Origin of the sequence: Plantibacter sp. ME-Dv--P-122b, assembly GCF_030209375.1 — a bacterium.
Taxonomy (GTDB): domain Bacteria; phylum Actinomycetota; class Actinomycetes; order Actinomycetales; family Microbacteriaceae; genus Plantibacter.
Window position 1 is genome coordinate 252,080 of record NZ_JARVSC010000009.1, and the last position, 24,121, is coordinate 276,200.

Genomic DNA, 24,121 nt, shown 5'->3' on the forward strand with positions numbered 1-24,121 from the left:
AGATATCGTTGCACGCGCTAGGTAATAGCGCAAGCAACTACGTGCGCCTGCAATCAATTGATCGATGTTCGAACCGAGGAGTCCCGATGGGCATCGCCGACGACGCTGTTGAGATCCGCGCGCAGGGGTGGCGGACGCTCGCCGCCCTGTACGGATCGATCGAGTCCGATCTGGAACGTGCGCTGCAGGCCGAGGCCCGACTCTCGGTGGTCGAGTACACCGTGCTGGACGCCCTGGGGCGCCAGGACGGCTGGCACATGCGCATGCAGCAGCTCGCCCGCGCGACGGCCCTGTCTCCGAGCGCCACCACCCGGCTCGTCAACCGCCTCGAGGACCGCGCGCTCCTCACCCGCGTGCTGTGCGCCGATGACCGCCGCGGTGTCTACACCGAGCTCACTGCGGCCGGGAAGGCGCTGCTCGAGGAGGCCCGACCGGTGCACGACCGCGCCCTGGAGGAGTCGCTCACCACAGCCGAGTCCCTCCCGGAACTCGCGCCGCTCGTGGAGGCGATCCACCGGCTGGAGCCCGTCGCCACCACCGCTTGACCTGTTCGCAATTCAGGATGCCTCCGGCGTGTCCGTGCTGCGGCGCGGCGGAACCGGCGAGACACGCGGGGTCGTCCTGAATTGCGAACACGGCGTCGGTGGGTGATGCCAAGCTGAGTCGTCCGACTCGAGGGAGCACGATGAGCACCGCAGCACCGAACACCCGTGTCACCGCGCTCGTCGCACCAGGGTCCCGCAGGGTGCTGGGCGCCTATCTCGGCGCAGCGCTCATCTGGGGTGCCAGCTTCCTCTTCATGAAGACCGGCCTGACCGGACTCGCTCCGGCGCAGGTCGCCCTGTCCCGTGTGGTGCTCGGTGCCCTTACCCTCTGCATCATCATGCTCGTCACCCGACGCCGCTGGCCGCGAGAGCGTCGGCTCTGGGCGCACCTCGCCGTCGTCTCCGTCTTCCTCTGCGTCGCCCCGTTCCTCCTGTTCTCCTGGGCTGGACAGTTCCTGCCGTCCGGCCTGTCGAGCATCCTCAACGCGACCACGCCGATCATGACGCTCGCCGTCGGCGCCGTGTTCCTCCCGAAGGAACGACTGAACGGCCTGCAGGTGTTCGGCATCTTCGTCGGCGCCCTCGGCGTCGCGATCGTCGTCGGCCCCTGGCGTGTCCTGGCCGACCCGGCGATCCTCGAGTCCATCCCGGCGCAGCTCGCCTGCCTCGGCGCGACCCTCTGCTACGGCATCGCCTTCGTCTACCTCCGGAAGTTCGTCCTCGGCACCCACAGCTACGACGCGGTCGTCATCTCGGCCGTGGAGATCTCGCTCGCCGCCGTCATCATGCTCGTGCTCTCGCCGTTCATCGCGATGCAGCCCGTGTCACTCGACGCCCCGGTCGTCCTCAGCATGCTCGCGCTGGGAGCGCTCGGCACCGGCGTCGCCTACATCTGGATGACGACGATCGTCGACTCCTGGGGCGCGACGGCGGCGTCCACCGTCACGTACCTCACGCCCCTGGTCGGTGTCGTCCTCGGCATCCTCGTCCTCGGCGAGATCCTGCACTGGAACGAGCCTGTCGGTGGCGTGATCGTCGTGCTCGGCATCCTCGTGAGTCAGGGCCGGCTCCGGCTCCGGCGGCGCACGCCCCCACTCTCGGCATAGGGTGGCTGGACGGCCGCGCGCTGACGGTCGCGGCCCTTCCCACGGAACGAGGTTTCACATGCGCATCGCATCCGGGCAGTTCTCCGCCGGAACGGACATCGACGAGAACCTCGCCAGCGTGGTCGCCCTGCTCGGTGAGGCCGCGGCGGGTGGCGCCGAACTGCTCGTGCTGCCGGAGATGAGCAGCTACGGCACCTCGGAGCCGCCGAGTGCGCTCGCCGCGATCGCCCAACCCCTCGACGGTCCCTTCATCACGGGCGTCGCCGCCGCAGCGGCCGCGCGCTCCCTCCCGACGGTCGTCGGCACCATCGAGGAGAACCCCGGCGGGTTGCCCTACAACACGCTCGTGGCGATCGACGCCGAGGGGAACATCACCGCGACGTACCGGAAGGTGCACCTCTACGACGCCTTCGGCTATGCCGAGAGCGACGGCATCACGGCCGGCGAGCTCACCGACCCCTTCGTCCTCGAGCTCGGCGACCTCCGCATCGGTGCGTTCACCTGCTACGACCTCCGCTTCCCGGAGAGTGCCCGGCGCCTCATCGACGCCGGTGCCAACGTCATCCTGCTGCCAGCGATGTGGATCGTCGGCCCCGGCAAGGAGGACGCCTGGACGACCCTCGTGCGCGCCCGGGCGATCGAGAACACCGCCTACGTCGTGAGCGCCAACCAGACCGGCCCGCTCGCCACCGGGAACTCGATCATCGTCGACCCCGCAGGCGTCGTCATCGCCGCCGCCGGCGAGGCACCCGGGGTGGTCTTCGCCGAGCTCGATCCGGCGCGACTCGACGCCGTCCGCGCGCGGGTGCCCTCGCTCGCCAACCGTCGGTTCACCGTGGTCCCGCGGAACGCGGAATGAGCGTGGGCGAACGCGTGGGCGACCCGGTCGGTCTCTCGGAGGTCGTCTCCATCACGCGCGACCTCATCCGGATCGACACCTCGAACTACGGTGGCGGTCGTGCCGTCGGCGAGTCGCGCGCGGCGGACCTCGTGGAACGTCTGCTCGGTGAGGTCGGGATCGTGTGCGAGCGCTTCGAGGCCGAGCCCGGCCGGACGAATCTCGTCGCGCGGTGGCCTGGGCGCGATCGCACCCTCCCCGGCCTCCTGCTGCACGGGCACCTCGACGTCGTCCCGGTCGACGCTGCCGCGTGGACGGTCGACCCGTTCGGCGGCGAGATCACCGACGGCATGCTGTGGGGCCGCGGCGCCGTGGACATGAAGAACATGGTGGCGATGATCGTCGCGTCGGTCCGGCGCATGGTCACGGCGGGGGAGCAGCCCGAGCGCGACGTCGTCCTGGCGTTCTTCGCCGACGAGGAGGCGGGGTGCGTCCTCGGCTCGCAGTGGATGGTGGAGCATCACCCGGAGCAGTTCGCCGGCGTCCGCGACGCGATCAGCGAGGGCGGCGGGTACAGCGTCACCCTCGGTGAACGAGCCGAGGCGCGTGCCTACCTGCTCAACACCGGCGAGAAGGGCGTGCTCTGGCTGCGGCTGACCGCCCACGGTGCCGCCGGTCACGCCTCCCTCGCGAGCCAGGATTCGGCGATCGTCAAGCTCGCGGCCGCCGTCGGCCGGATCGGCGCGCTCGACTGGCCGGTGTCGTTCACCGAGACCACGACGCACCTGTTCCAGCGGCTGCGCGAACTGACCGGAGCGTCCCCCGAGCTGTCGCCGTTCGAACTCGCTGCGCTCGTCGGCCCGAGCGCGTCGCGGCTGCGCGCCGGCCTGCAGAACGTGGCGAACGTCACCCTGATCTCCGGCGGGTACAAGGAGAACGTGATCCCCGAGTCCGCGACCGCGACGGTCGACGCCCGGTTCCTGCCCGGCCAGCGGGACGAGGTCATCGCGCGCATCCGCGAGGCGGCGGGTGAGGGGGTCGACGTCGAGGTCCAGCTGGAGCTCATCGCGATGGAGTCCCCGAACGACGGCGAGCTCGTCTCGGTGATCGAGGCGGTCATCGAGCGGCACGACCCCGGAGCGACCGTGCTCCCGCACCTCATCCCCGGCGGCACCGACGCGAAGGCGCTCAGCCGACTCGGCATCACGGGGTACGGCTTCATCCCGCTCCGGTTGCCGGCGGACTTCGACTTCCCCGGCATGTTCCACGGTGTCGACGAACGCGTGCCACTCGACGCGCTCGACTTCGGCTGCGCGGTGCTCACGGACATCATCCGTTCGGCCTGACGGCAGGGGACCGGGCGGCCGACCGGTGTTCGGGTTCGCCGATCGGCCACCCGGAGTCGGGTGGCACGGTGTTCTGGCGAGCTCGGGGTCCGGGAGTCTCAGCGGTACTAGCGTGCGGGCGGTGCAGGCGGAACAGGCGTCGGTGCCGTCGCGAACGGGCCGGAGAGCCTCGCCCACTGCAGCAGCATGATGGTCTTCGCGTCGATGATGTCGTCGCCGATGCGGGCGATGGCGTCGTCGATGTCGAGTTCGAGGAGTTCGATCTCCTCGCCCTCCTCGGCGAGCCCGCCCCAATCGCCGCGACGCGCAGCGGGGTCGTACTCGGCCGCGTAGAAGTGCAGGCGCTCGGTCACGGAGCCGGGGCTCATGAAGGCGTCGAAGACGTGCTGGACGGTCTCGACCGCGAACCCGGTCTCCTCGCGGGCCTCGCGGGCGACCGCCGTCTCGGGATCGTCGTCGTCGAGCAGGCCGGCGGCCGTCTCGATGAGCTCGCCGGTCGGGTGTCCGTTGACGTACGCCGGGTAGCGGAACTGCCTGGTGAGCAGGACCTTCCGGGAGGCACCGTGGTAGAGCAGGATGGTCGCGCCGTTGCCGCGGTCGTAGGTCTCGCGCTGCTGCGTCGACCAGGTGCCTGAGCGGTCCTGGACCCGCAGGGTCGTCCGGCGGAGGACGTGCCAGGCGGCGGCGACCAGTTCCACATCGGTCACCTGGACGCGTGGGTTCCCGGTGAGATCGAGGCCGGTCCGGTGCAGACCGGTGCGTCCCCGGGCGTCGGGGAGGTCTGCTCCGGGTTGCGGCTCCCGGACCGTCGTGGGATCGGCCATCCACCGAGTGTACGACCGCCCGTGAACGGCGGACCAGGGGAATCCCCCGGGTGCGCCGCTCGGCTGGCGACGACGCGACCGGCGTCCGACGGATCGAATGGCGACCGCTCTTCGGTTTTCGCGGGTTCTGCAACATACTGGTGGGAGCACCGGTCGCGGTCCACGGAGGACCCCCCTCGAAAGGCACTCGATGACGAGCAGCAGTCCCGCCAACAGCCACAGCGCCACCGCGTCGACGCGCTCGGTCGCCTGGGTCGTCACCACTCAGGACGTCCTCTGGCAGAAACAGGAACCGCTCGGGTTCGGCCGGTTGGCGGGGATGCCGAACGTCGTGGTCGACGTGGCGAACCCGCAGCAGACCGTCGACGGCATCGGCGGGTGTTTCAACGAACTCGGCTGGACGGCGCTGGGGCTCCTGTCTGAGGAGGACCGCGAGGGCATCCTGTCGGACCTCTTCACGCCGGGTGCAGGATTGAACTTCTCGCTCTGCCGTATGCCCGTCGGTGCCAACGACTTCTCCACCGACTGGTACTCCTACGACGAGGTCGACGGCGACTTCGACCTCGAGCACTTCAGCATCGATCACGACCGCGCGACGCTCGTCCCCTTCATCCAGGCGGCGCAGCGGTACCAGGGCGACCTGCGTCTTTGGGCGTCGCCGTGGAGCCCGCCCACCTGGATGAAGACGAACGGGCACTACGCGGCCGCGCGCCCATGGCCGGGGTCCGGCGTCGACAACGGCATCCGTGACGACCAGCTGGGCGCCGAGGGGACCGATCTGTTCATCCTCGAAGACCGCTACCTCGAGACCTACGCCCGGTACTTCGCCCGCTTCGTCGAGGCCTACGGCCAGGAGGGCATCCGCGTCGAGATGGTCATGCCGCAGAACGAGTTCAACTCGGCGCAGGTGTTCCCGAGCTGCGTGTGGACGGCCGAGGGGCTCGCGCGGTTCATCGCGGTCCTCGGGCCGGAGATGGACCGTCTCGGAGTGCGGGTCTTCCTCGGCACACAGGAGCGGCCGCACGACGCGCAGATCGAGACTGTGCTCCAGGATCCGGCGGCCGGCCCATGGGTCGCCGGAGTCGGATTCCAGTGGGCGGGCAAGGGCGCGATCGCTGCCGTACATCACGCCCACCCGGACCTCGCGCTCTACCAGACCGAGCAGGAGTGCGGCGACGGCCGGAACGACTGGCGCTTCGTGCGGCACACCTGGGGACTCATGCGACACTTCTTCACGAACGGTGCGCAGGCCTACACGTACTGGAACCTCGCGCTCACGGAGGGCGGGGTCAGCCGCTGGGGCTGGGCGCAGAACTCGCTCGTCGTCGTGGACCCCGAGACCCGGACCTTCCGCTACACCCACGAGTACTTCCTCATGCGGCACCTGGGGCACTTCCTGCAACCGGGGGCACAGCGGCTCGCCACGATGAGCTGGACCGGGCACGAGAACCTGCTCGCCTTCCGCAACCCGGACGGCGGCGTCGTGCTCGTGATGCAGAACGACCTCGGTGAACCGCTCCCGGTCCAGATCGTGGTGGGCGACGACGTCATCACCCCGACCCTGCCGGCCGACTCCTTCGCGACGCTCGTCATCCCGCCCGCCTGACCGCGGTGCTGGAGCCACCCCTTGTGGGCGGTCGCCTCTGCGGCCTAGCCTCTCGCGTACCGGCACTGGCGACGGAGGACACATGGGAAGGCTCATCTACTCGGCGATCAGCTCGCTCGACGGCTACCTCGCCGATGAGGAGGGCCGCTTCGACTGGAGCGCACCGGACGCCGAGGTGCACGCCTTCGTGAACGAGCTCTCCCGGCCGATCGGCACCTACCTGTTCGGCCGACGCATGTACGAGATCATGACGTTCTGGGAGACGGCGGACGAGCTGCCGGACGAGCCTCGCGAGATCACCGACTTCGCGGCACTGTGGCTCGCAGCCGACAAGGTCGTGTACTCGACGTCGCTCGATGCGGTATCGACGGCCCGGACGACGCTCGAGCGATCGTTCGACCCGGAGGCCGTGCGCCGGTGGAAGGCGGAATCGGACCGCGACCTCAGCGTCGGTGGCCCGCATCTCGCAGCCGAGGCGATGGCCGCTGGGCTCGTCGACGAGGTGCAGCTGTTCCTCTCGCCGGTGATCGTCGGTGGCGGCCTGCGTGCGCTGCCGGCCAACCTCCGGCGACGCCTGGAACTCGTCGACGAGCGTCGCTTCGAGGCCGGCGTCGTGCACCTCCGCTATACCGTCACCGGCGAGCCCGTCTGAGGTGAGTCAGTCTGTCGCGGGGATGCCCCGGGAGCGACCAGACGCGTCATCTCGCGGATCAGACGGCCTCGAGGATGATCGCGGAGCCCTGGCCGCCACCGCCGCAGATGCCGGCGGCACCGATCGAACCCGAGCCGGCGGCGGCGAGGCGCCGGGCGAGGTGCCCGACGATCCGGGTACCGGAGGCGCCGATCGGGTGGCCGAGGGCGATCGCGCCGCCGTTCGCGTTCACGATCGCGGGGTCCACGCCGAGCTCGTCGGTCGAGTGGACCGACACGGCGGCGAACGCCTCGTTGATCTCGACCGCCGCGAGGTCACTCGTCGTGTGCGACGTCTTGGCGAGGGCCGCGACGATCGCATTGGAGGGCTGGGCGTGCAGGCTGACGTCAGGTCCGGCGACGAGCGCGTGCGCGACCACGCGGGCGATCGGGGTGAGTCCGCGGGCCGCAGCCGCCTCCTCGCTCATGAGCACGACCGCGGCCGCTCCATCGGTGATCTGAGAGGAGTTGCCAGCAGTGATCGTGCCCTCGCCGCCGAATGCGGGACGCAGCCCGGCCAGCGACTCGGCGGTGGTGTCGGCGCGGAGGCCGTCGTCGGCGCTCACGACCGTCGGACCCTTGCGGGCGGGCACGGAGAAGGGTTCGATCTCCTCGGCCTGGATGTCCGCCGCCGCTGCGAGCCGCTGGTGCGACCCGGCCGCCCAGGCGTCCTGCTCCGGGCGTGCGATGCCGAGCGAGCCGTTGCGCTCCTCGGTGGACGACCCCATCGACCGGTGCTCGAACGCATCGGTCAGGCCGTCGTGGTCGAGGGTGTCGACGAGCTCGATGGCGCCGTAGCGCTTGCCGGCGCGCGAGCCCGACCAGGCGTGCGGGGCGAGGCTCATCGACTCCTGGCCGAGCGCGACGACGACGTCGACCTCGCCGGCGTCGATGAGACGCGTACCGGTGACGATCGCCTCCATGCCGGAGAGGCACACGGCGTTGACGGTGATGGCGGGGACGGTGAAGGGGATGTCGGCGCCGACGGCGGACTGCCGAGCGGGGTTCTGGCCGGCGGCGCCCTGCAGCACCTGGCCGGCGATCACCTGCTGGACGTCGGCGGCGTCCACTCCCGCCCGCGACAGTGCCGCGCGGATGGCGTGGGCGCCGAGCTCGGTGGCCGGCACGGACGCGAACGCCCCGTTGAACTTCACGAACGGGGTGCGGGCGTACCCGACGATGACGGTGCTCATGCGTGTGCCTCCTGAGGCGTGGCGGGTGCGGTCGGCACCTCGCCGGTGGTGGTGGGGTCGAGTTCGACGGAGAACTCCGCGCCCGTCAGGGTGCGCAGCTCGGCGACGCTCGTGTCGGGCGCGAAGGCCCGCAGGACGAGCGCCCCCTCGACGATATCGAAGACGGCGCGGTCGCTGATGATGCGGTCGACGACACCGACGCCGGTCAACGGCAGATCGCACCGCTCGACGATCTTCGGGCTGCCGTCCTTCGCGACGTGCTCGGTGACGACGACCACCCGCGGCGTCCCGGCCACGAGGTCCATCGCACCGCCCATCCCCTTGACGAGCTTGCCCGGGATCGTCCAGTTCGCGAGGTCGCCGGCACCCGACACCTGCAGCGCGCCGAGGATGGCCAGCTGCACGTGACCGCCGCGGATCATGCCGAACGAGGTCGCCGAGTCGAAGTAGCTCCCGCCGTCGAGGAGCGTGACCGTCTGCTTCCCGGCGTTGATGAGGTCGGCGTCCTCCTCGCCCTCGATCGGGAACGGACCCATGCCGAGGAGGCCGTTCTCGCTCTGCAGCGTGACGTGGATCCCCGGTGGGACGTGGTTCGCGACGAGCGTGGGGATGCCGATGCCGAGGTTCACGTACTCGCCGTCGCGGAGTTCGGTCGCCGCGATCGCGGCCATGTCGTCTCTCGTCCACATGATGATCAGGCTCCTGCCGGTGTCGTGGTGGCGGCCGCCGGACGGACGGTGCGCTGTTCGATGTCCTTCACCCGCGGCGTCGCCGTGACGAGGCGCTGGACGAAGATGCCGGGGGTGACGACGGTGTTCGGATCGAGGTAGCCGTCCTCGACGACCTCCTCGGCCTCGGCGATCGTCAGTCGGCCGGCGGTCGCGACGATCGGGTTGAAGTTCCGTGCCGTGTGGCGGAAGACGAGGTTGCCCTCGCGGTCGGCGCGGAACGCGTGCACGAGGGCCAGGTCGGCCACGATGCCGCGCTCGAGGACGTAGGTCTCGCCGTCGAACACCTCCGTCGGCTTGCCCTCGGCGACCGGGGTGCCGACGCCGGTCTTCGTGTAGAACCCGGCGATACCGGCACCGCCCGCACGCAGCCGCTCGGCGAGCGTGCCCTGCGGGGTGAACTCGACCTCGAGCTCGCCGTCGAGGAACTGCTTGGCGAAGAGCTTGTTCTCGCCCACGTACGACGCGACGACCTTCCGCACTTGACGGTTCTCGAGGAGGATGCCGAGACCCTTGCCGTCGACGCCCATGTTGTTGGAGACGATCGTGAGGTCGGTGGCACCCGTGTCCCGGAGGGCCTCGATGAGGTCCGTCGGGTTGCCGCTCAGGCCGAAACCGCCGACCGCGATGGTCGCTCCGTCCCGGACGACCTCGTGCAGCGCCTCGGCGGCGCTCGACCAGTGTTTCGTCATGTCACTCCCTTGTGGATGGCGGACCGGCCTGCCCACATGGTGGTTCCGGCCGGTCGTCTCTCCAGTAGTCAGTCACAGCGTTCCTGCGGTGTCAAAGGTGGCATCGGGCCCGATCCAGGATTTACTCATGACGTGGTCCCGGCTGCGGCGTAGGCTCACCATGTGGACAAGCTGATGGTGCGACGTGGCTGAGGGGATGCGCGGCGCCCAGGTCGTCTCACGAGTGAGCCGGATCCTGAAGATCGTGTCGGAGCATCCCGGTGGGGCGTCGTCTTCGGCGGTGGCCGCGGCCGCCGGACTCACCCGGCCGACGGCGCACCGCCTGCTCGCCTCGCTCGCCGCCGAGGGCTTCCTCGACCACGACGCCCGCGCGGCCCGGTGGCACCTCGGTCCTGAGCTGTTCCTCCTCGGATCGCTCGCCGCGGAGCGGTACGACGTCGCCGAGCTCGCCCGGGAGAGCGTGCGGATCCTCGCGCACGAGAGCGGCGAGAGCGCCTTCCTCTCGGTGCGTCGCGGCTTCGAGACCGTGTGCCTGCTGCGGGAGGAGGGGAGCTTCCCGGTGCGCTCGTTCGTGCTGACGGAGGGCGTCCGCTTCCCGCTGGGGGTCGCGTCGGCTGGGCTGGCGATCCTCGCGTTCTCGAGCGACGAGGAGATCGACGACTACCTGGGTCGCGCCGACCTCGTCGAGCGGTGGGGCGAGGCCCACGCCGCCGACCGCGTGCGCGACCGGATCCGCGAGACGCGCGAGCGCGGGTACGCGGTGAACCCGGCGCTCATCCTGGAGGGCAGCTGGGGGATGGGTGCGGCGGTCTTCGATGCGGCGGGGAAGCCCGCCTGGGCGCTCAGTCTCACCGGGATCGAATCCCGGTTCCGGCCTGAGCGCCAGGCGTTCCTCGGTGGTCTGCTGCTGGAGCAGGCGCACGAACTGTCCAAGCGGCTCCGCTGAGCCGGGTGGTCGGGTCCCTGATCTGCGCCGCACTTCGACAAGCTCAGTGGCCACGGTCCGGTCCCTGAGCCTGTCGAAGGGCGGTGTCCGGCGGTGCGGTCCCTGCGCCTGTCGAGGGGCGGTGGAAGCACTACTCCGAGACGGCGGACAGCTCCTCGAACTCGTCGTCGGTGAGCTCGATCGTCGCGCCCTGCAGGTTGTCCTCGAGGTGCTCGATGCTCGACGTCCCCGGGATCGGGAGCATGACGGGCGAGCGCTTGAGCAGCCAGGCCAGCGCGAGCTGCGATGGGGTCGCGTCGTGTCGCTCGGCGAGCTGCGTGAGCGGGCCGTCCTCCTTGCTGAGGGCGCCGGTCGCCAGCGGGAACCACGGGATGAAGGCGACGCCGTGCTCGGTCGACCAGTCGAGGAGGTCCTCAGAGGAGCGGTCGGTGAGGTTGTAGAGGTTCTGCACCGACGCGATCGGAGCGATCTGCTGGGCCGCTTCGACCTCGGCGACGCTGACCTGGCTGAGGCCGATGTGCCGGATCTTGCCCTCGTCCTGCAGCTTGCGCAGCTCGCCGATCTGGTCCTCGAACGGCACGGTCGGGTCGATCCGGTGCAACTGCAGCAGGTCGATGCGGTCGACGGCGAGGCGGCGGAGGCCGAGCTCGACCTGCTGGCGGAGGTAGGCGGGAACGCCGGTGGGCGTCCACTCGCCGGGACCCTGTCGCGTCTGTCCGACCTTCGTCGCGATCACGATGTCGTCGTAGGGGTGCAGTGCCTCGCGGAGAAGGGTGTCGGTGACGTCGGGGCCATAGGCGTCGGCGCTGTCGAAGAAGTTCACGCCGAGCTCAGCTGCGCGCTTGATCAGGCGGATGGCGCCGTCGCGGTCGTCGGGCTCGCCCCAGACGCCCTCGCCGGTGAGCTGCATGGTGCCGTAGCCGAGTCGGTTGACGGTGAGGTCGCCGCCGAGGGCGAAGGTGCCTGCGGCGGTTGCGGGACGGGTGGTGGTGTCGGTCATGCGGGTGCTCCTTCGGAGGAATGCGGGAGTTCCAGCCAAGCACCGGAGGCTGGGAGGCGCACCCCCCTTGCGCGCCGCGTTCGCTGGCAGCGTTCCCGCCCGTCCCGGCTATGCCGCCGCTGCCTCGAGGGCGGCGCGGAAGGCGACGATCGCCGGGCGGGTGACCCCGGCCTCGCGCGCGGAGGTGAAGATGGTGCGTCGCGGGAGGTCGGGCAGGTCGACGAGGCGACAGCTGGCCGGTTCGCCCGCCCACTGGAGGTCGGGGATGAGGGCGACCGCGTTGCCGGACTCGATCAACCGGATCTGCGCCTGGAGGTCGGCGGTCTGGTAACGGACGTCGGGCTCGAACCCGGCACGGCGGCACAACTGCTCGGCGAAGTGTCGCGACGCCGCCCCGTGCGGCTCCATCACCCAGGGGAGGTCGGCCGCGTCCTCGATGCGCAGGACCGGGTGGATCTCGTTCGCGACCGGCGGGCACGCGAGTCGGATCGGGTCGGTGGCGAGCTGACGGCGGTCGAGTCCGGGGTGCCGTGGTGCGGCGTGGGCGGGGTATTGCTCCGCGACCACGACGTCGAAGTCGCGCGCCCAGGTCTCGGCCAGGGCGGTCTCCGGTTCGTGCTGCACCATCTCCACGCGGACGTCCGGGTGGTCGCGTCGCATGGCGCTGAGGGCAGCCGGCATGAGTGCGAGCGCCGCCGACTGGAAGACCGCGACGCGGATGGTGCCCGACACGGTCGTGAGGGACGCCCCGAGGTCGGCCTCGGCGCGCTCGAGCGTGTCGAGGAGGGCGTCCGTGTGTCCCACGAGGATCTCTGCCTGCGGAGTGAGCTGCACCCGTCGACCGACCTTCCGCAGGAGCTCGACACCGGTCTCCTGCTCGAGGACGGAGAGCTGCTGCGACACGGAGGAGGGGCTGAAGTTGAGGGCGTCGGCGACCTCGGCGATCGTCCCGCGGATCTTGAGTTCGCGCAGGAGGCGGAGCCGTCGGACGTCCAGCACGGTGCCCCCCCAAACCATCGGCTCAACCGAAGGATATCATTCGAAAACCTTCGCTGTATCTTATTGGTCCGGACGCCGATACTGGCACCATGACCGACACTCTTGCATCGACGCAGCAGCTCGACCGCGACGCCCTCGCCACCGAGGCCATCGCCCTCGTCCGCCGCTGGCTCCAGACGGCCTCGACGATCCCCGCCGACGCCTCCGCGCAGCAGCTCGCCGGTGTGCTGAAGGACCCGACCGGCCTCGAGTTCACGGTCGGCTTCGTCGACGGCGTCGTGCGTCCGGAGGACCTCCGCGTCGCGGCCCGCACCCTGCAGACGATCGCTCCGAAGGTGCCCGCGTTCCTCCCCTGGTACTTGAAGGCGGCCGTCCGCTGCGGCGGTGCGTTCGCCCCGATCCTGCCCGGCGTCGTCATCCCGATCTCCCGCAAGGTGCTCCGCAACATGGTCGGTCATCTCGTCGTCGACGCCACCGACAAGAAGCTCGGTCCCGCCATCGCGAAGATCAAGACGCCCGGCACCCGGCTCAACGTCAACCTGCTCGGCGAGGCCGTCCTCGGTACGGGTGAAGCCGCGCGTCGTCTCGAGGGCACGCACAAGCTGCTCGCGCGCCCCGACGTCGACTACGTGTCGATCAAGGTGTCGTCGACGGTCAGCCCGCACTCGGTGTGGGCGTTCGACGAAGCGGTCGAGCACGTCGTCACGAGCCTCACCCCGCTGTTCGAGCGTGCCGCCAAAGCCACACCTGCGAAGTTCATCAACCTCGACATGGAGGAGTACAAGGACCTCGACCTCACCATCGCGGTCTTCACCAAGCTCCTCGACCTCCCGCAGTTCCACGACCTCGAGGCCGGCATCGTCCTGCAGGCCTACCTGCCCGATGCCCTCTCCGCGATGATCCGTCTCCAGGAGTGGTCGGCCGGTCGTCGTGCCGCGGGCGGCGCCGGCATCAAGGTGCGCATCGTCAAGGGCGCCAACCTCCCCATGGAGCAGGTCGAGTCGTCCCTCCACGACTGGCCGCTCGCCACCTGGTCCACCAAGCAGGATTCCGACACCAACTACAAGCGCGTCGTCGAGTACGCCCTGCACCCCGACCGCATCGACAACGTGCGCATCGGTGTCGCCGGCCACAACCTCTTCGACATCGCCTTCGCCTGGCTGCTCGCCAAGCAGCGGGGCGTCGAGCGTGGCGTCGAGTTCGAGATGCTGCTCGGCATGGCCCAGGGGCAGGCCGAGGCTGTGAAGCGCGACGTCGGCGAGCTCCTGCTCTACACGCCGGTCGTGCACCCGCAGGAGTTCGACGTCGCCATCGCGTACCTCATCCGTCGCCTGGAGGAGGGTGCGAGCCAGGACAACTTCATGTCCGCCGTGTTCGAGCTGAGCGAGAACGAGACCCTCTTCGCCCGTGAGGAGCAGCGGTTCCTCGCGTCGCTCGCGGAGCTGGACACCACCGTCCCCGCGCCGAACCGGCAGCAGGACCGCACGAAGCCCGCCGAGGCCTCCCCGGTCGACGCGTTCGAGAACACCCCCGACACCGACCCCTCGCTCCCGGCGAACCGGGTGTGGGGACGCGACATCCTCACCCGCGTCACCGAGTCGCGGCTCGGGAACGACACCGTCGCCGCGTCCATCCTCGACAGCATCGAAGCCCTCGACGCCGTCATCGACGGAGCGACCGCAGCGGGTGCCTCGTGGGGCTCGCTCTCCGGCGCCGAGCGCGCGGTCATCCTGCACCGCGCCGGCGACGTCCTCGAGCAGCGTCGTGCCGACCTCATGGAGGTCATGGCCTCCGAGACCGGCAAGACCCTCGACCAGTCCGACCCCGAGGTGTCCGAGGCGATCGACTTCGCCCACTACTACGCCGAGCGCGCCCGCGAGCTCGACCACGTGGACGGCGCGACCTTCACCCCCGCGAAGCTCACCGTCGTCACCCCGCCGTGGAACTTCCCCGTCGCCATCCCCGCCGGCTCGACCCTCGCGGCGCTCGCCGCCGGCTCGCCCGTCATCATCAAGCCCGCCCGTCAGGCCCGCCGCAGCGGTGCCGTCATGATCGAGGCGCTGTGGGAGGCCGGCGTGCCGCGCGAGGTGCTCCGCTTCGCGCAGCTGGCCGACAACTCGCTCGGTGAGCGCCTGATCGCCCACCCCGCGGTGGAGCGCGTCATCCTCACCGGTGGCTACGAGACCGCGGAGCTGTTCCGCTCCTTCCGGCCCGAGCTGCCGCTCCTCGCCGAGACGTCCGGCAAGAACGCGATCATCGTCACGCCGAGCGCCGACCTCGACCTCGCGGTGAAGGACGTCGTCGCATCGGCCTTCGGTCACGCCGGCCAGAAGTGCTCGGCCGCGTCGCTCGTGATCCTCGTCGGGTCGGTCGCGTCCTCGCGCCGCTTCCGTCACCAGCTCGTCGACGCCGTCACGTCGCTCAAGGTCGGCTACCCGGTCGACCCGACCACGCAGATGGGTCCGATCATCGAGCCGGCGAAGGGCAAGCTGCTCGGTGGCCTGACGACGCTCGGCTCCGGTGAGTCGTGGCTCGTCGAGCCGAAGCAGCTCGACGACAGCGGCAAGCTGTGGAGCCCCGGCGTGCGTGCCGGTGTCGCCCGCGGCTCCGAGTACCACCTGACCGAGTACTTCGGCCCGATCCTCGGTGTCATGACGGCCGAGACCCTCGAGGAGGCCATCGCCATCCAGAACGAGATCGACTACGGCCTCACCGCCGGCCTGCACTCGCTGAACCCGGCCGAGCTGCGCCTCTGGCTCGACGGCATCCAGGCCGGCAACCTGTACGTGAACCGCGGCATCACCGGCGCGATCGTGCAGCGTCAGCCGTTCGGAGGTTGGAAGAAGTCCGCGGTCGGTGCGGGGACGAAGGCCGGTGGGCCGAACTACCTCATCGGCCTCGGCTCGTGGTCGAGCGCCGAGAGCACGGCTGAGCGCACCGTCGGTCGGTCGGCGGAGCGCCGTGGCCCGAAGCCTGCTGTCGCCTCGTTGCTGCGTGCCGCTGACGCGGTGCTCACCGCCGACGAGTTCGCGTTCCTGCGCCGGTCGGTCGCGAGTGACGCAGCCGCGTGGGCGGACGAGTTCGGGGTCGCGAAGGACGTCTCGAAGCTGACCGCCGAGCGCAACGTGTTCCGGTACGTGCCGCGTGAGGTGCACGTGCGTCTCGTCGACGGCGGTTCGGTCGCGGAACTCCTCCGCGTCGTCGCCGCCGGTGCGACCGCGGGCGCGACCGTGCACGTGTCCTCCGCCGTCGCGTTGCCCCCGAAGCTCGTCCCCGCCGTCGAGGCCATCGCCGGTGGGATCACCGTCGAGAGCGAGGACCGCTGGTACGTGACCGCCGCCTCGCTCGTCGGGACGAAAGCCGGCGCACGCGTCCGGATCATCGGTGGGACGACCGAGGGTGTCGCCCACGCGACCTCCGGCAGCCCCGACGTCGCGATCTACGCGGGCGACGTCACCGAGGCCGGCCGCATCGAGCTGCTGCCGTTCCTCCAGGAGCAGGCGGTCTCGATCACGGCGCACCGCTTCGGCACGCCGAACCACCTCTCGGACGACCTCATCTGACCCGACCCCGCTCGGTTCGCAACTCAGGAACGCCCCGGCGTGTCATCCCGACACGCCGGGGCGTTCTGCGCGACGCGCCGTCGTCCTCCTGAGTTGTGAACCTGTCTCAGGAGGGCTGCGGCGTGTCGGGTGGGTGCGGGGGTGACGCGCCGGGGGCGTCCTGAGACAGGGACAGAGCGAGGGGGTCGGGCGAAGTGAGCTGAGGTCAGCGGAGGGTGCCGTGGACGGCGAACTCGTCGATGCGGGCGAGCTCGGCGTCGTCGAAGTCCAGGCGGTGGATCGCCGCGTAGTTGCCCTCGAGCTGCTCGACCGAGCTGGCGCCGATGATCGCCGACGTGACCGTGTCGCGACGCAGCACCCACGAGAGCGCCAGCTGCGCGAGCGTCTGGCCACGTTCCTCGGCGATCGTCTGGAGGCCGCGGGCGCGCTGGAGGTAGGTGTCCGTGATCGACTCCTCGTTGAGGAAGTGGCTCGTCGCCGCACGTGAGTCCGACGGGACCGTTCCGCCGAGGTAGCGGTCGGTCAGCATGCCCTGCGCGAGCGGGCTGAACACGACGGCGCCGAGACCGAGGTCGTCGAGGGTGTCGAGCAAGCCGTCCTCGACCTCGCGGGAGAACATCGAGTAGCGCGGCTGGTGCACGAGCAGCGGGACACCGTGCTCACGAAGCGCGGCCGCCGCGGCGATGGTCTGCTCCGGGGAGTAGTTCGAGATGCCCGCGTACAGCGCCTTGCCCTGCTTGACCGCCGTCGCGAGCGCGCCCATCGTCTCCTCGATCGGGGTCTCCGGGTCGGGGCGGTGCGAGTAGAAGACGTCGACGTACTCGACGCCGATACGGCCGAGGCTCTGGTCGAGCGAGGACAGCATGGTCTTGCGCGAGCCCCACTCGCCGTAGGGCCCCTGCCACATGTAATAGCCGGCCTTCGAGGTGATGATGATCTCGTCACGGTGCGCCGCGAGATCCTCGGCGAAGATGCGGCCGAACGCGGTCTCGGCGGAACCGGCGGGCGGGCCGTAGTTGTTGGCGAGGTCGAAGTGGGTGATTCCGAGGTCGAAGGCGCGGCGCACGATGGCCCGCTGGACCTCGATGCTGCGGCCTTCGCCGAAGTTGTGCCAGAGACCGAGGGACAGCGCGGGGAGGCGCAGTCCGCTGCGGCCGACGCGGCGGTAGGTCATGTCGTCGTAACGGGTTTCGGCTGCTTCGTAGGGCATGGTCTGCGCTTTCATCATCGAATCGTCGTGGTGCCGGGAGCAAGCGTACCGTGATCGTTCACGGCCGAACCGGTGCGGCGTCGAGTAGCGTGAGCACGTGTCGACCACCCCGCTTTCCTCACCGGAACAACCCGTCTACCACCCGCGCTCCGGGTGCGGTGTCGCGATCGTCCGCGGCGGTCGGATACTCCTCCTCGAGCGCCTCCGCGAACCCGAGGCGGGCTCCTGGGGCATCCCCGGCGGGAAGGTCGACTGGATGGAACGCCTCGAGGACGCCGTCCGTCGCGAGGCATTGGAGGAGACCGGGCTCGAGCTCGGACCGATCGAGCTGTTGTGCGTCGTCGACCATTTCGAGGAGGCACTGCACCAGCACTGGATCTCGCCGGTGTACCTCGCGGAGGGCGCCGTCGGCGAACCTGAACTCCGAGAGCCGGAGAAGCACGGCGGTCTCCGGTGGTTCCCGTTCGACGCGTTGCCGGAACGGGTGACCCTGTCGACGGTGGCGGCGGTCGAAGCGATCGCGCGGTCTCGCGGACCCAGGCGCCCGGACGACGCCGACTCGTAGACTCGGGCGCGTGACCGATCACCCGTCGTCCGACGCCCGCAACGACTTCGTCACCTTCGACGCGCTCCGGGCGGAGGCCGTCGAGCAGCCGGTCCGACGCGGCAGCGGCGCCTGGGGGTTCTTCGGCACGGTGGCGATCGTGATCGGCGCCCTGTTGATCCCGGTCGCCCTCGTCAGCACCTGGGCGGACACGATGCTCCGCGACACCGACACGTTCGTGAACACACTCGCCCCGCTCGCCACGGACCCCGCCGTCCAGGCATTCGTGGGGGACCAGGCGCTCGCCGCGCTGGAGAGTCAGGTCGACCTCGATGCGGCGGCTGCAGCACCGGCCGACCTCGCGGCGACCCTCTCGCTCCCGCCGGCGATCTCGGAGGTGCTGGGCGCGATCGGTGGCGACACCGCGGACGCGCTTCGGGAGGTCCTGCGTCGGAACATCGCCGAGTTCGCGGCCTCGCCGGCGTTCGCGACCGCCTGGGCCGAGGCCCTCCGCGTCACGCATGAGCAGCTTGTCGCGGGCGTCTCCGGTTCCCAGGGCGCCGTCATCGACGTCTCGGCCGAACAGGGCCTGGGCGTGCAGTTGGGACCGATCGTCTCCGCGACCCGCACATGGCTGGTCGACGCTGGGTTCGGTTTCGCGGCACTCATCCCGGACGTCGACCGCGTGGTCGACGTCGTCCCGGCGTCGCAGGTCGCGCCGGTGCTCGGTGTGATCCAGGTGATCGAGACGGCGGCCGGTTGGTCGTCCTGGCTCGCGATCGGGCTCCTCGCCCTCGGGGTGGTCCTGCTCTGGCTGGGGCGCCGCAACCCGAGCCGGACGGTCGCCGGAGCCGCGATCGGCGTCCTGCTCGCGGCGGGTCTGACACTCATCCTGCTCGGCGCTGCTCGGCTCGCCCTCGTGGTCGCGGTGTCGGTCGCGATCCCCGGCGGCGTCGGGGACGCGGCGGCCTCGCTGCTGCTGGGCCCGCCCACCGATGCAGCGTGGTCCGTGCTCTGGGTGTCGCTCGCCGTAGCGGTACTCGCCTTCGTCAGCGCCGCGGTGCGGCTCCCCGAGCGCATCGCGGCGGGCGTCCGGGCGGCGCGGCGTCCGTTGTCGGGTACGAACGCCTAGGCGCCGGCGGCCGATCCGTCGGCAGGGACGACCCGGCTCGTCCGCGGCGCGGCGAGTCTCCGATGCCACGGCACCTCCACGAGCGTGTGAAGTAGCCAGGAGGCGGCGAGGATCGAGCCGAACCAGGCCAGCAGGATCGGGGCCCGGAGGAGGAGTGGCATGCCGTCGACGGCGCTCGGCGTGATCGCCTTCGCCAGCAGGATGAGCACGAAGACGTGCACGAGATATGTGCAGAACGAGAGCTGCCCCAGGATGCGCGCCGGGCGACAGCGCAACACCGCGGTGGAACGCGGACTCGCGACCGCGAGGCCTCCGACGATGATCCCTGCGAAGGTGATCGCAGCCCACGCCCGTGGTGCTCCGGGTTCGAGTGCGATCGCCGCCACCACGAGACCGACGGCGCCTCCCGCCGCGACCCATGCCGCTCGTCGGGTGACCGGGAGGGCTGCCGTCCACTCCGCCACACAGCTGCCGAGCACGAAACAGCACAGCACCCTGAGCGCCGGGGGCGCCATGCCGTTCATCGCCGACGGGGCGATGGCGGCGGCGATCGTCGTCGAGGAGATGAGCGCGACAGCGAGGACGATCGCCGGGACCGGGCCGCGCATCCGCCCGCGGAGGGCGAGGGCGAACACCGGGAACAGGATGAACGCGAGGAACTGGGCCGACAGCGACCAGGCGGGTGGATTCCACCAGAGTGCGTCGCCGAACCACGCGCGGGTGAGGGTGAGCTCGGTGAGGAGGCCGATGGGCGGGAACGCCCCGTCTTCCGCCTGGACGCCGGCCATCGCCCCGCCGACACAGAGCAACACGAAGGCGAGGAGCACGGCCACGTGTGCCGGGTAGAGGCGCGCCACGCGGTTCCGGAGGTAGCGACCGTAGGCGGGCCAGGTCCAGCGCCGATCCAGGTAGGCCCGGGCGATCGTGTACCCGCTCAGGACGAAGAAGACGTCCACGGCGAGCCCGGTGTGGGCCATCGGCGCGAGCCACGAGAGTTCGGGGAGCACGGAGAACAGCCAGTCCGCGGAGTGTGAGAACACCACCCACCAGGCGGCGATGGCACGGGCGCCGGCGAAGGCGGTGTGATCGACGCGGGGTGTCGGTCGGCGGGTGTGTCGCGGGTCTCCGGTCGCGCGGTTCTCCGGTGACGGCATGGTGCTCCTGAATGATCGGACGGCGGTGATCACGCCGGACTTCGACTCTACGATGCTTCTGTGCCTCATGGTTCTGTACTGTGTGGATTGTGGACAAGACAGCATGGCGCGACGGAACAGCTCGGTGGCGGGGGACCGGACCGGAACCCGAACCGGTCCCGGAACCCGAACCGACGGCCCTCGATCCCGATCTCGAATCCGACCCCGAGGCCCCGTCGTCACCGCCCGACCCCGACCCCGCGCCGTCGGCGCCGACCGGGAGCGCGGACGCCCAGGCCGCCCCGCCCGTCGAGCTCGTGCTCGAGGGTCCCGGGATCGACCCGACCGGTGCTTCCGTCAGCACCGCCGCGGTCGTCGCCTGGTTCGCGGCCGTCCCGGCCGGCAGCACCGTGATCGTCCGCGGCGGCGACGTCATCGCCGTGGACGCGACGATCAGGATCGACCGTCGCGTGCACCTCCGCGGACGAGGGGAGCTGCGGTTCGTCGGAGGTGTGGAGGCGGCACCCGCGCTGAAGCTCATCGTGGCGGGCAGCTCGGTGACCGGCATCCGGGTCGGTTACGCGGGCCCGACGCCGTCGAGCACGGGTGAGCGCAACACCGGGATCAGCATCTGGGCGAGCGACGTCCTGATCGACGGCGTCACCGTCGACGGGTTCCAGAACGGCATCGCCGTGCAACCGTCAGGTGAGTTCGAGGGCGTCGTCATCTCCGCGTGCCATGTCCTGAACATCGTCGGCTCAGGCGGAGGGCGGGGCTCCACCTCGTCTGCGGGTGAGGATCGCGGCGACGGCATCACCGTGTGGGGTGCGCGTTCGGCGGTCGTCGGCAACATCGTCTCGGCCGCCCCCGGCACCGACGCACGGGTCGGGATCCACGCCGAGAACCTGCCTGACTTCGCGGTCGACCCCGGGTCCTGGGCCGACTCGATGGTCACGATCGAGGGCAACGTCGTCACCGGGCCGTTCCGCCGGTCCATCGCCGTCGAGGGCATGGCCCACACCGTCGTGACCGGCAACACCGTGTCCGACGCGACCTGGTGGGGTCTCGCCGTCATCGACACCCGATCGGTCGCCCTGGTCGCGAACACGGTGCGCTGGACACGGACGGCCGATGACGACCACGGGTCCGCCTGGAGGCCCAAGCGCTGCCCCGTGATGCTCTACCGCGACGCGCAGGGAACCGTGGTCTCGGGGAACCTCATCGAGATCCGCGGTGTCGCGGCCGCGGGCATCATGGCTCAGGCCGCACCGCCGCCTCGGGGCTCGGACACCATCATCAGTGCTGTCGACGCGCTCATCACCGACAACGTGGTCCGCATCGCAGGCGGCACCTGTCCGATCGGGATCGCGCTCGATCGGACGAGACAACCGGTCGTCTCAGGCAACCGCGTCGCCGTCACGCTCGCATCGGGCTCGGTGGGCGGTGTCGTGTCGTACCTCACCGAGGACGCAGTGGTCTCCGGCAACTCCGTCACCGGCGCCGCGACCTCCAACGGGTTCGGGGTGCTCCACCAGGGTGCCGGCTCGATCGTGGTCACGGGGAACCGCATCGACCGCATCCGCGTCGCGGTCGCCGTGAGCAACTGCACCGGTGGTGCGACCATCATCGGCAACACCGCGCGCGAGTGCGAGTACGGCCTCGACACCTTCGGCACGACCGGGCATTCGGTGGTGCAGGGCAACCGCTGGGAGTCGAACAACACGGCGCACGCGAACGCGCAGCCGAACACGAGCTACCTCTCCACGCGGCACATGGGGCTCGCGCGGCCGTACGGCGGTCGCTCCGGCGACATCCTCATCGGGAACGGACGACTGTGGGTGAACGATCAGGGCACCTGGCGGTCGACGACCATCAGCTGACGCGGCGGGCGGGCACTCGCAGATCGAGCGTCCACCCGCCGAGTGGTCGGTGTCGTCGTCGGATCAGCTGCGCTGCGCGGGCGCCGCGTCTGAACCGCTCGCCGCGGCCGCGTCGAGCGCGGACTGCTCCTCCCCGCCGCGGAACTGCGTGCGGTAGAGCTCGGCGTACGCGCCGTCGACCTCGAGGAGCTGCGCGTGCGAACCCTGCTCGACGATCCTGCCGTTCTCCATCACGAGGATCGTGTCCGCGTCGCGGATGGTCGACAGTCGGTGGGCGATGACGAACGAGGTGCGGTCGGAACGCAGTGCGGCCATCGCGTGTTGCACGAGCAGCTCCGTCCGGGTGTCGACGGAGGACGTCGCCTCGTCGAGGATGAGCAGCTTCGGCTTCGCGATGAACGCGCGGGCGATCGTGATGAGCTGGCGCTCACCGGCTGAGACACTGCCGCCGTCCGCGTCGAGCACGGTGTCGTACCCGTCGGGCAGCTGGCGCACGAAGCGGTCGACCATCGTCGCCTCAGCGGCCTCGACGACCTCTGCGTCGCTCGCGTCGAGTCGGCCGTACCGGATGTTCTCGCGGATCGTCCCATCGAACAACCAGGCGTCCTGCAGCACCATCCCGACCTGGGACCGCAGCTCGGCGCGCGTCAGGGCGGTGATGTCGACGCCGTCGAGCAGGATGCGACCGCCCGTGAGCTCGTAGAACCGCATGACGAGGTTCACGAGGGTCGTCTTCCCGGCCCCGGTCGGGCCGACGATCGCGACGGTCTGACCCGGCTGCGCGGAGAAGGAGAGGTCCTCGATGAGCGGCTTCTCGGGGTCGTAGCTGAAGGAGACGCCGTCGAACTCGACGTGGCCGTCGGTGTGCTCGGGCAGGTGTGCGTCCGCGGTCTCCGGGTCCTGTTCCTCGGCGTCGAGCAGCTCGAAGGTGCGCTCGGCCGACGCGACGCCCGACTGCAGCTGGTTCGCCATGCCGGCGATCTGGCTGAGCGGCTGCGAGAACTCACGCGAGTACTGGATGAACGCGGTCGCGTCGCCGAGGGTCATCTGGCCGGAGGCGACCCGGAGGCCCCCCACGACGGCGATGAGCACGTAGGACAGGTACGACACGAAGGTCATCGCCGGCATGATCATGCCGGACACGAACTGCGCGCCGAACGCCGCCGTGTAGAGCTTCTCGTTGCGCTCGTCGAACTCGGCGAGCATCTCCTTGTCGCGACCGAAGACCCGCACGAGCTCGAGACCCGAGAACGACTCCTCGATGTGCCCGTTGAGCGAGCCGGTGTTCTTCCACTGCGCCGTGAAGAGCTTCTGCGACCGTGAGCCGATGACCCCGGCGATCAGAGCGGACAGCGGCAGCGCGATCAGCGCGATGAGTGCGAGCTGCCACGACACGATGAACATCATCGCCGTGATGCCGAGCACCGTGAGGGCCGACTGCACGAGCTGCGAGAACGCCTGCTGGAGGGCGGTCTGGATGTTGTCGACGTCGTTCGTGACACGCGACATGAGGTCGCCGCGCTGACGGGTGTCGAAGTAGCTCAGCGGAAGGCGGTTGAGCTTGCGCTCGATGTCCCGACGGAGGTTGTAGACGACGCGCATGACGAGCCCGTTGAGGATGTACCCCTGCGCCCAGTTGAGGATCGACGCGACGATGTACATGCCGAGCACGATGATGATCAGACGGCCCAGCAGGGTGAAGTCGATGCCCTGCCCCGGGGTGATGTCCGACTTCTCGAGCATGTCGGCGTACTGGTCGTTGCCGGATGCGCGTGCCTGGTCGACGACCTGGTCGAGTGTCGCGCCGGCCGGGAGCTGCGAGCCCATCACGCCGTTGAAGATCGCGTCCATCGCGAGACCGAGGATCTTCGGGGCGATGACCGTGAGTACGACCGAGAGCACGACGAGCCCGACGACGATGCTCATCTTGACCTTCTCGGGGGCGAGGAGACCGACGAGTCGCTTCGCGGAGGGCCAGAACTGCTCGGCCTTCTTCGACGGGGTGCCGCCGAACACGTCGCCGTCGGACTCGCCCGGGGTGAACTCCGGTGCGAGGGCCTCCTCCTCGACCGCGTTCAGCTCGGGAGCCTGAGCGGTGTCCTTCGAGGCGCCGGAGGAGCGCTTGTCACGTGGTGAACGGGCCATG

At 70.2% G+C, this 24,121-nt stretch carries 20 protein-coding genes; 11 read left to right on the top strand and 9 right to left on the bottom strand.

What is annotated here, in order from left to right; translation table 11 throughout:
* Nucleotides 1-86: 86 nt before the first annotated feature.
* The 4 genes from QRN19_RS16185 to QRN19_RS16200 all read left to right on the top strand — a co-directional run bounded on the left by QRN19_RS16185 (nucleotide 87) and on the right by QRN19_RS16200 (nucleotide 3,835).
* A complete protein-coding gene (locus QRN19_RS16185; RefSeq protein WP_079000468.1) occupies nucleotides 87-545 on the top strand; it encodes a MarR family winged helix-turn-helix transcriptional regulator in 459 nt (152 codons plus the stop codon).
* Nucleotides 546-685: 140 nt separating this feature from the next.
* Nucleotides 686-1,651: a DMT family transporter gene (locus tag QRN19_RS16190; protein ID WP_285028222.1), complete on the top strand. Its 966-nt coding sequence runs from the start codon at nucleotides 686-688 to the stop codon at nucleotides 1,649-1,651.
* A gap of 58 nt (nucleotides 1,652-1,709) precedes the next feature.
* Nucleotides 1,710-2,510 carry a carbon-nitrogen hydrolase family protein gene (locus QRN19_RS16195; RefSeq protein WP_285028223.1) on the top strand — a complete coding sequence of 267 codons (801 nt, stop codon included), beginning with the start codon at nucleotides 1,710-1,712 and terminating at the stop codon, nucleotides 2,508-2,510.
* A complete protein-coding gene (locus QRN19_RS16200; protein ID WP_285028224.1) occupies nucleotides 2,507-3,835 on the top strand; it encodes a M20/M25/M40 family metallo-hydrolase in 1,329 nt (442 codons plus the stop codon). The genes QRN19_RS16195 and QRN19_RS16200 overlap by 4 nt, the downstream gene beginning before the upstream one ends.
* A gap of 107 nt (nucleotides 3,836-3,942) precedes the next feature.
* Here the strand turns inward: QRN19_RS16200 and QRN19_RS16205 are convergent, their stop codons facing one another.
* On the bottom strand, nucleotides 3,943-4,659 hold the full coding sequence (locus tag QRN19_RS16205; protein ID WP_285028225.1) for an NUDIX domain-containing protein: 717 nt from the start codon (nucleotides 4,657-4,659) through the stop codon (nucleotides 3,943-3,945).
* Between the two features lie 190 nt (nucleotides 4,660-4,849).
* Here QRN19_RS16205 and QRN19_RS16210 point away from each other — a divergent pair, with 190 nt between their 5' ends.
* Together QRN19_RS16210 and QRN19_RS16215 are read left to right on the top strand one after the other, a co-directional pair.
* A complete protein-coding gene (locus tag QRN19_RS16210) occupies nucleotides 4,850-6,265 on the top strand; it encodes a glycoside hydrolase family 30 protein (RefSeq protein ID WP_285028226.1) in 1,416 nt (471 codons plus the stop codon).
* A gap of 82 nt (nucleotides 6,266-6,347) precedes the next feature.
* Nucleotides 6,348-6,917, top strand: a complete 570-nt coding sequence (locus QRN19_RS16215; protein WP_086472568.1) for a dihydrofolate reductase family protein — start codon at nucleotides 6,348-6,350, stop codon at nucleotides 6,915-6,917.
* Between the two features lie 58 nt (nucleotides 6,918-6,975).
* Here QRN19_RS16215 and QRN19_RS16220 read toward each other — a convergent pair whose 3' ends face one another.
* Genes QRN19_RS16220 through QRN19_RS16230 form a run of 3 tightly spaced genes read right to left on the bottom strand, consistent with a single transcriptional unit; the run spans nucleotide 6,976 to nucleotide 9,568 of the window.
* Nucleotides 6,976-8,148: an acetyl-CoA C-acyltransferase gene (locus QRN19_RS16220; RefSeq protein WP_285028227.1), complete on the bottom strand. Its 1,173-nt coding sequence runs from the start codon at nucleotides 8,146-8,148 to the stop codon at nucleotides 6,976-6,978.
* Nucleotides 8,145-8,837: a CoA transferase subunit B gene (locus QRN19_RS16225; protein ID WP_502928293.1), complete on the bottom strand. Its 693-nt coding sequence runs from the start codon at nucleotides 8,835-8,837 to the stop codon at nucleotides 8,145-8,147. The genes QRN19_RS16220 and QRN19_RS16225 overlap by 4 nt, the downstream gene beginning before the upstream one ends.
* Nucleotides 8,838-8,842: 5 nt before the next feature.
* Nucleotides 8,843-9,568, bottom strand: a complete 726-nt coding sequence (locus QRN19_RS16230) for a CoA transferase subunit A (protein ID WP_285028228.1) — start codon at nucleotides 9,566-9,568, stop codon at nucleotides 8,843-8,845.
* A 196-nt stretch (nucleotides 9,569-9,764) separates the two neighbouring features.
* Here QRN19_RS16230 and QRN19_RS16235 point away from each other — a divergent pair, with 196 nt between their 5' ends.
* Nucleotides 9,765-10,514 carry an IclR family transcriptional regulator gene (locus tag QRN19_RS16235; protein WP_285028229.1) on the top strand — a complete coding sequence of 250 codons (750 nt, stop codon included), beginning with the start codon at nucleotides 9,765-9,767 and terminating at the stop codon, nucleotides 10,512-10,514.
* Nucleotides 10,515-10,644: 130 nt separating this feature from the next.
* On the opposite strand, the gene QRN19_RS16240 is transcribed toward QRN19_RS16235, so the two are convergent.
* Together QRN19_RS16240 and QRN19_RS16245 are read right to left on the bottom strand one after the other, a co-directional pair.
* The gene (locus QRN19_RS16240; protein ID WP_064293953.1) at nucleotides 10,645-11,514 is read right to left on the bottom strand and encodes an aldo/keto reductase; all 870 of its coding nucleotides are present in this window, start codon (nucleotides 11,512-11,514) and stop codon (nucleotides 10,645-10,647) included.
* A gap of 108 nt (nucleotides 11,515-11,622) precedes the next feature.
* Nucleotides 11,623-12,513 (bottom strand): LysR family transcriptional regulator, encoded by an 891-nt coding sequence (locus QRN19_RS16245; protein ID WP_285028230.1) that lies wholly within the window; start codon nucleotides 12,511-12,513, stop codon nucleotides 11,623-11,625.
* A gap of 89 nt (nucleotides 12,514-12,602) precedes the next feature.
* Between QRN19_RS16245 and QRN19_RS16250 the strand changes: the two genes are divergently transcribed.
* Entirely contained in the window at nucleotides 12,603-16,076 is a 3,474-nt protein-coding gene (locus QRN19_RS16250; RefSeq protein WP_285028231.1) for a bifunctional proline dehydrogenase/L-glutamate gamma-semialdehyde dehydrogenase, read from the top strand.
* Between the two features lie 205 nt (nucleotides 16,077-16,281).
* Here QRN19_RS16250 and QRN19_RS16255 read toward each other — a convergent pair whose 3' ends face one another.
* Nucleotides 16,282-17,286: an aldo/keto reductase gene (locus tag QRN19_RS16255; RefSeq protein WP_137243184.1), complete on the bottom strand. Its 1,005-nt coding sequence runs from the start codon at nucleotides 17,284-17,286 to the stop codon at nucleotides 16,282-16,284.
* A gap of 97 nt (nucleotides 17,287-17,383) precedes the next feature.
* Between QRN19_RS16255 and QRN19_RS16260 the strand changes: the two genes are divergently transcribed.
* Entirely contained in the window at nucleotides 17,384-17,851 is a 468-nt protein-coding gene (locus QRN19_RS16260; protein WP_285028232.1) for an NUDIX domain-containing protein, read from the top strand.
* A 10-nt stretch (nucleotides 17,852-17,861) separates the two neighbouring features.
* Nucleotides 17,862-18,962 (top strand): serine/threonine-protein kinase, encoded by a 1,101-nt coding sequence (locus QRN19_RS16265; protein WP_285028233.1) that lies wholly within the window; start codon nucleotides 17,862-17,864, stop codon nucleotides 18,960-18,962.
* Here the strand turns inward: QRN19_RS16265 and QRN19_RS16270 are convergent.
* Nucleotides 18,959-20,116, bottom strand: coding sequence for an acyltransferase family protein (locus tag QRN19_RS16270; RefSeq protein ID WP_285028234.1), 1,158 nt, complete (start codon nucleotides 20,114-20,116; stop codon nucleotides 18,959-18,961). The two genes, QRN19_RS16265 and QRN19_RS16270, sit on opposite strands and share 4 nt — an antisense overlap.
* 89 nt (nucleotides 20,117-20,205) lie before the next feature.
* Between QRN19_RS16270 and QRN19_RS16275 the strand changes: the two genes are divergently transcribed.
* Nucleotides 20,206-21,975: a NosD domain-containing protein gene (locus tag QRN19_RS16275; protein WP_285028235.1), complete on the top strand. Its 1,770-nt coding sequence runs from the start codon at nucleotides 20,206-20,208 to the stop codon at nucleotides 21,973-21,975.
* A gap of 63 nt (nucleotides 21,976-22,038) precedes the next feature.
* Here the strand turns inward: QRN19_RS16275 and QRN19_RS16280 are convergent, their stop codons facing one another.
* Complete coding sequence (locus QRN19_RS16280; RefSeq protein WP_285028236.1) at nucleotides 22,039-24,120, bottom strand: ABC transporter ATP-binding protein; 2,082 nt, start codon at nucleotides 24,118-24,120, stop codon at nucleotides 22,039-22,041.
* Nucleotide 24,121: the final 1 nt, after the last annotated feature.

What these genes read in the sequence shown, in the direction of transcription:
- QRN19_RS16185 (WP_079000468.1), top strand. Translation starts at nt 87, where the DNA reads ATGGGCATCGCCGACGACGCTGTTGAGATCCGCGCGCAGGGGTGGCGG.
- QRN19_RS16210 (WP_285028226.1), top strand. Translation starts at nt 4,850, where the DNA reads ATGACGAGCAGCAGTCCCGCCAACAGCCACAGCGCCACCGCGTCGACG.
- QRN19_RS16270 (WP_285028234.1), bottom strand. Translation starts at nt 20,116, where the DNA reads ATGCCGTCACCGGAGAACCGCGCGACCGGAGACCCGCGACACACCCGC.
- QRN19_RS16200 (WP_285028224.1), top strand. Translation starts at nt 2,507, where the DNA reads ATGAGCGTGGGCGAACGCGTGGGCGACCCGGTCGGTCTCTCGGAGGTC.
- QRN19_RS16190 (WP_285028222.1), top strand. Translation starts at nt 686, where the DNA reads ATGAGCACCGCAGCACCGAACACCCGTGTCACCGCGCTCGTCGCACCA.
- QRN19_RS16230 (WP_285028228.1), bottom strand. Translation starts at nt 9,568, where the DNA reads ATGACGAAACACTGGTCGAGCGCCGCCGAGGCGCTGCACGAGGTCGTC.
- QRN19_RS16225 (WP_502928293.1), bottom strand. Translation starts at nt 8,837, where the DNA reads ATGTGGACGAGAGACGACATGGCCGCGATCGCGGCGACCGAACTCCGC.
- QRN19_RS16250 (WP_285028231.1), top strand. Translation starts at nt 12,603, where the DNA reads ATGACCGACACTCTTGCATCGACGCAGCAGCTCGACCGCGACGCCCTC.
- QRN19_RS16240 (WP_064293953.1), bottom strand. Translation starts at nt 11,514, where the DNA reads ATGACCGACACCACCACCCGTCCCGCAACCGCCGCAGGCACCTTCGCC.
- QRN19_RS16205 (WP_285028225.1), bottom strand. Translation starts at nt 4,659, where the DNA reads ATGGCCGATCCCACGACGGTCCGGGAGCCGCAACCCGGAGCAGACCTC.
- QRN19_RS16195 (WP_285028223.1), top strand. Translation starts at nt 1,710, where the DNA reads ATGCGCATCGCATCCGGGCAGTTCTCCGCCGGAACGGACATCGACGAG.
- QRN19_RS16215 (WP_086472568.1), top strand. Translation starts at nt 6,348, where the DNA reads ATGGGAAGGCTCATCTACTCGGCGATCAGCTCGCTCGACGGCTACCTC.
- QRN19_RS16220 (WP_285028227.1), bottom strand. Translation starts at nt 8,148, where the DNA reads ATGAGCACCGTCATCGTCGGGTACGCCCGCACCCCGTTCGTGAAGTTC.
- QRN19_RS16280 (WP_285028236.1), bottom strand. Translation starts at nt 24,120, where the DNA reads ATGGCCCGTTCACCACGTGACAAGCGCTCCTCCGGCGCCTCGAAGGAC.
- QRN19_RS16235 (WP_285028229.1), top strand. Translation starts at nt 9,765, where the DNA reads ATGCGCGGCGCCCAGGTCGTCTCACGAGTGAGCCGGATCCTGAAGATC.
- QRN19_RS16255 (WP_137243184.1), bottom strand. Translation starts at nt 17,286, where the DNA reads ATGCCCTACGAAGCAGCCGAAACCCGTTACGACGACATGACCTACCGC.